The 3,610-nt window shown below is 71.8% G+C and carries 5 protein-coding genes; 1 reads left to right on the top strand and 4 read right to left on the bottom strand.

From position 1 onward, the window contains the following. Positions 1-104 precede the first annotated feature (104 nt). From ACTWQJ_RS48385 to ACTWQJ_RS48370, 4 genes are all read right to left on the bottom strand, one after another. Entirely contained in the window at positions 105-770 is a 666-nt protein-coding gene (locus tag ACTWQJ_RS48385; RefSeq protein WP_443312736.1) for a class F sortase, read from the bottom strand. A 6-nt stretch (positions 771-776) separates the two neighbouring features. Further along, on the bottom strand, positions 777-1,313 hold the full coding sequence (locus tag ACTWQJ_RS48380) for a hypothetical protein (RefSeq protein ID WP_443312735.1): 537 nt from the start codon (positions 1,311-1,313) through the stop codon (positions 777-779). A 105-nt stretch (positions 1,314-1,418) separates the two neighbouring features. Further along, positions 1,419-2,198: an HAD-IIA family hydrolase gene (locus tag ACTWQJ_RS48375; protein ID WP_443312734.1), complete on the bottom strand. Its 780-nt coding sequence runs from the start codon at positions 2,196-2,198 to the stop codon at positions 1,419-1,421. Between the two features lie 141 nt (positions 2,199-2,339). After that, a complete protein-coding gene (locus tag ACTWQJ_RS48370; protein ID WP_443312733.1) occupies positions 2,340-3,125 on the bottom strand; it encodes a hypothetical protein in 786 nt (261 codons plus the stop codon). 6 nt (positions 3,126-3,131) lie between these two features. Here ACTWQJ_RS48370 and ACTWQJ_RS48365 point away from each other — a divergent pair. After that, positions 3,132-3,610 (top strand): hypothetical protein (locus ACTWQJ_RS48365; protein WP_443312732.1); only part of this gene is annotated, 479 nt, incomplete at its 3' end.

The following is a 3,610-nucleotide window of genomic DNA, read 5'->3' as shown; positions in this document are numbered from 1 at the left end:
CAATCCTGACATACGTCGCGCTGCCCTCACGAGGTCGCCCGCGCCTTGTCCGTGAGCTGTTACAGGCCGACGGGGCCGGGTGGGTGCGCGCCAGGAAGGCAGACTCAGGGACCGGTGCCCGTGAGGTAGGCCGACACGACCACGTTGGCGGTGTAGCTGCGGCTGGCCCGGTCGTAGGTGCCGCCGCAGGTGATCAGCCGGAGCTCGGCCCGCCCCGACTTGCGTACGCCGTAGGCCTGTTGGGCGTCGAAGTGGTCGCGGGTGAGGACCTGGATGTCGTCGACGGTGAACTCGGCGATCCGGCCGTCGGCGCGGACGACCCGGACGGTCTCGCCGGGCTGCAGCGCGCTGATCCGGTAGAAGACGGCGGGGCGGGTCTCGGTGTCGACGTGGCCCACCATGAGCGCGGTGCCGACCGTGCCCGGTTTCACCCCGGCCGCGTACCAGCCGACGACGCCCGGCTGGTCGTACGGCGGTGGATCGATCGCCCCCTGCGCGTCGAGGCCGCGGGCCACGACGGGCGCCTGCACGCCCAGGCCGGGGATGTCGAGGCGCTGCGGCAGGGCGGGGGTCAGGGGTTTGGCGGCGGGCGGCAGGTCCGCCGTGGGCGGCCGTCCGACGGCTGCCATGTCGCCGGTGACGGGCGCGGATATGCCGTGCCGTACGTCGGTCACCTCGCGGCCCCACAGCCACAGCCCGAGCAGCAGCACCGCCCAGGCCACGCCCATGAGCATCCGCCCGGTGCCGGAGAAGTGTTCCCGGTCGGACATGGTCGCTCAACCCGCCCTACGGCTCCGGCGGGTGCCGCGCAGGACGACGGCCACCGCCGCTGCGCCCGCGAGGACCAGGCCGGTCACCGTGTGTGCGGTGTTCGGACCGGTCGTGCGGGTGTCCACGGACGCGAGGTGAGCGGTCCCGCCGCCGCCCGCCTTGACGGGGGCGACCGGCGAGGCGGGCGCACTCGGCGCGACCGAGGCGTTGCCGATGGTGAGGTGCGACTTCATCGACTTGGACCTGTCGCCGCCGCAGATGACCTGAACCTCGTAGCGGCCGGGCCCCACCATGGAGCGGACGCGGGTCTCGCCGGCCAGCGTGCCGTCCCCGCCGGTGAGCTCGGCGTCGGAGACGAACGCCTTCGAGGCCGCGGTGCCGGTGGTGCCGGTGCAGCCGGTGGCCCGCAGCGCGAGGTCGCTGCCGGGCCCCGGGGTCGAAGGGCTGACCGAGACACCGCCGTCCGCCGCGCTTGCCGTCGGGGTGACCGCGGCGACGGCGGCCAGGACGCCGGTACAGAAAGTGAGTCGCAGTGAACCCATCGTGAACCTCCAGACACTCTGGAGACTCCCCCGCGCGGCCCGGCCCCGCATCCTCGGCGGGGTCCGGACTACGCCGTACGGGTGGGTTTTACCTCCGGATCGGTTTCAGACGCGATCCACAAGATCCGCAATGGAGTCCACGATCTTCGACGGCCGGTACGGGAAGTCCTCGACCTGCTCGGGCCGGGTCAGGCCGGTGAGCACCAGGAACGTCTGCATCCCGGCCTCCATGCCCGCCAGCACGTCGGTGTCCATACGGTCGCCGATCATGGCGCTGGTCTCGGAGTGGGCGCCGATCGCGTTGAGCCCGGTGCGCATCATCAGGGGGTTCGGCTTGCCCGCGAAGTACGGCTTGCGGCCGGTCGCCTTGGTGATCAGCGCGGCGACGGCGCCGGTCGCGGGGAGCGGGCCCTCGGCGGAGGGGCCGGTCTCGTCGGGGTTGGTGCAGATGAAACGGGCGCCGTCGTTGATGAGCCGGACCGCCTTGGTCATGGCCTCGAAGGAGTAGGTGCGGGTCTCGCCGAGAACGACGTAGTCCGGCTCGTGGTCGGTCAGGATGTAGCCGATGTCGTGCAGCGCGGTGGTCAGACCGGCCTCGCCTATGACGTACGCCGAGCCGTTCGGCCGCTGGTCGTCCAGGAACTTGGCGGTGGCCAGCGCCGAGGTCCAGATGTTCTCGATCGGCACCTCCAGGCCCATGCGGTTCAGCCGGGCGTGCAGGTCGCGCGGGGTGTAGATGGAGTTGTTGGTGAGGACCAGGAAGGGCTTTCCGGACTCGCGCAGCTTCTTGATGAAGGCGTCGGCGCCGGGGATCGGTACGCCCTCGTGGATCAGCACTCCGTCCATGTCGGTGAGCCATGACTCGATGGGCTTGCGGTCTGCCATGTGCGTCGATCACTCCTGGCGTGCGTACGAGGATGAGCGGGGCGCCGGAACCACGGCGTACCGACGTCCCCAGGGTAGTCAGGACCGGCCGATCCTGACCCCGTCGATCACGACACTCGGGCCACGGGACGACGCAGGTGCTCAGCGGCGCCTCCGCATCAGCACCAGGGCGCAGCCTGCGGCGACGAGCAGTACGGCGGCAGCGCCGAGCGCTCCCCGCGTGGTGCCGAGTCCGGTACGGGCGAGCTCGTCGGCGAACGACAGCTGTCCGTCGGGGGCGGGGGTGGATCCGGCGCTTGCGGGGGCGGTGGGCGTGCCGGAGCCGCTACTGGATTTGGGTTCGGGTTCGGATTCGGCGCTGGATTCGATGTCGGGCTTGACCTTGACGCGGAAGCGGTAGTCGTTGGACTGACCGACCCAGTCGCCGTCGTTGTCACGCCGTTGCACGACCGCGGCGTTCGCGGTGATCTCGTTCGGTACGGCGTCGGAGGTCAGCGCCAGCCGCACCCGTACGGTCAGGGTCCGGCCGGGCGGCACGGTGAACCCGGCGAAACCGTCGAAGGCGCCGACCAGCTCGTCCTCGTCGGTCCTTTCGAACCGGACCGGGTGCGGGCGGGCCTGTTCGTAGAACTCCAGCTTCGGCTGCGTCGGCGTCAGCGTCCGCCCCTTGTCGACGAGGACGACGACCGGGTGGATGCCGGTGCAGCGGCGGGCGGTGCTGTTGGTGAGGTCGATGGACCAGGTGCCGTAGCCGCCGCCGGCGTCATAGGAATCGGGGCCGCCATGGATACGGGTGGTGATCGGAAAGTCACGGCCACCGGACCCGGCGGCACAACCGGGAGCCGACCCGGAATACGCCGGACCGGCAACGAACAGCAGGGCGGCTGAGGCCGCCGTACAGAGGGACACGGGCGTACACAGTCGCATGAACACATGACCATGCCGGATGCCATCCGCCCCGGGACGACGCCACCCCGCAGGGCCCGCCAACTCCGCCCGATCAGCGCAGCGCAGCTGCGGCCACTCGTGCCGCTAGCGCGGCGTAGCTGCGGGCAGTCGTGCCGCCGGGGCTGCAACCCACCCGGCAACGGCAGCTTCAATCCGCCGCAGCTGCGGGCAGTCGTGCCGCTGGGGCGGCACGGGTGGGCGCAGCGGCACCCCGCCAGCGCCGGCGAGCGAACCGCCCCCGACGCCCCCTTCAGCGGAGCGCACCGGCACGGTGGGCGCAGCGGCACCCCGCAACGCGGGCACCCCAACCGCCCCGACGCCCTACGCGTCCCCCCGCCCGAACAACGGCCCCAGCAGCAACTGCGCAGCCCCCTCCGCAACCCCCCGCGCACCCCCGCCGGCCAGCCGAACCGGCACAGCCTCCTCCCCCGTACGCCGAGCCCGCTCCTCCAACACCCCTGCAA

Source organism: Streptomyces sp. KR55, from assembly GCF_052245645.1.
Taxonomy (GTDB): Bacteria; Actinomycetota; Actinomycetes; order Streptomycetales; family Streptomycetaceae; genus Streptomyces; species Streptomyces flavusporus.
The sequence above is the reverse complement of the archived record's forward strand: the minus strand, read 5'-3'. Positions and strand labels throughout refer to the sequence as shown.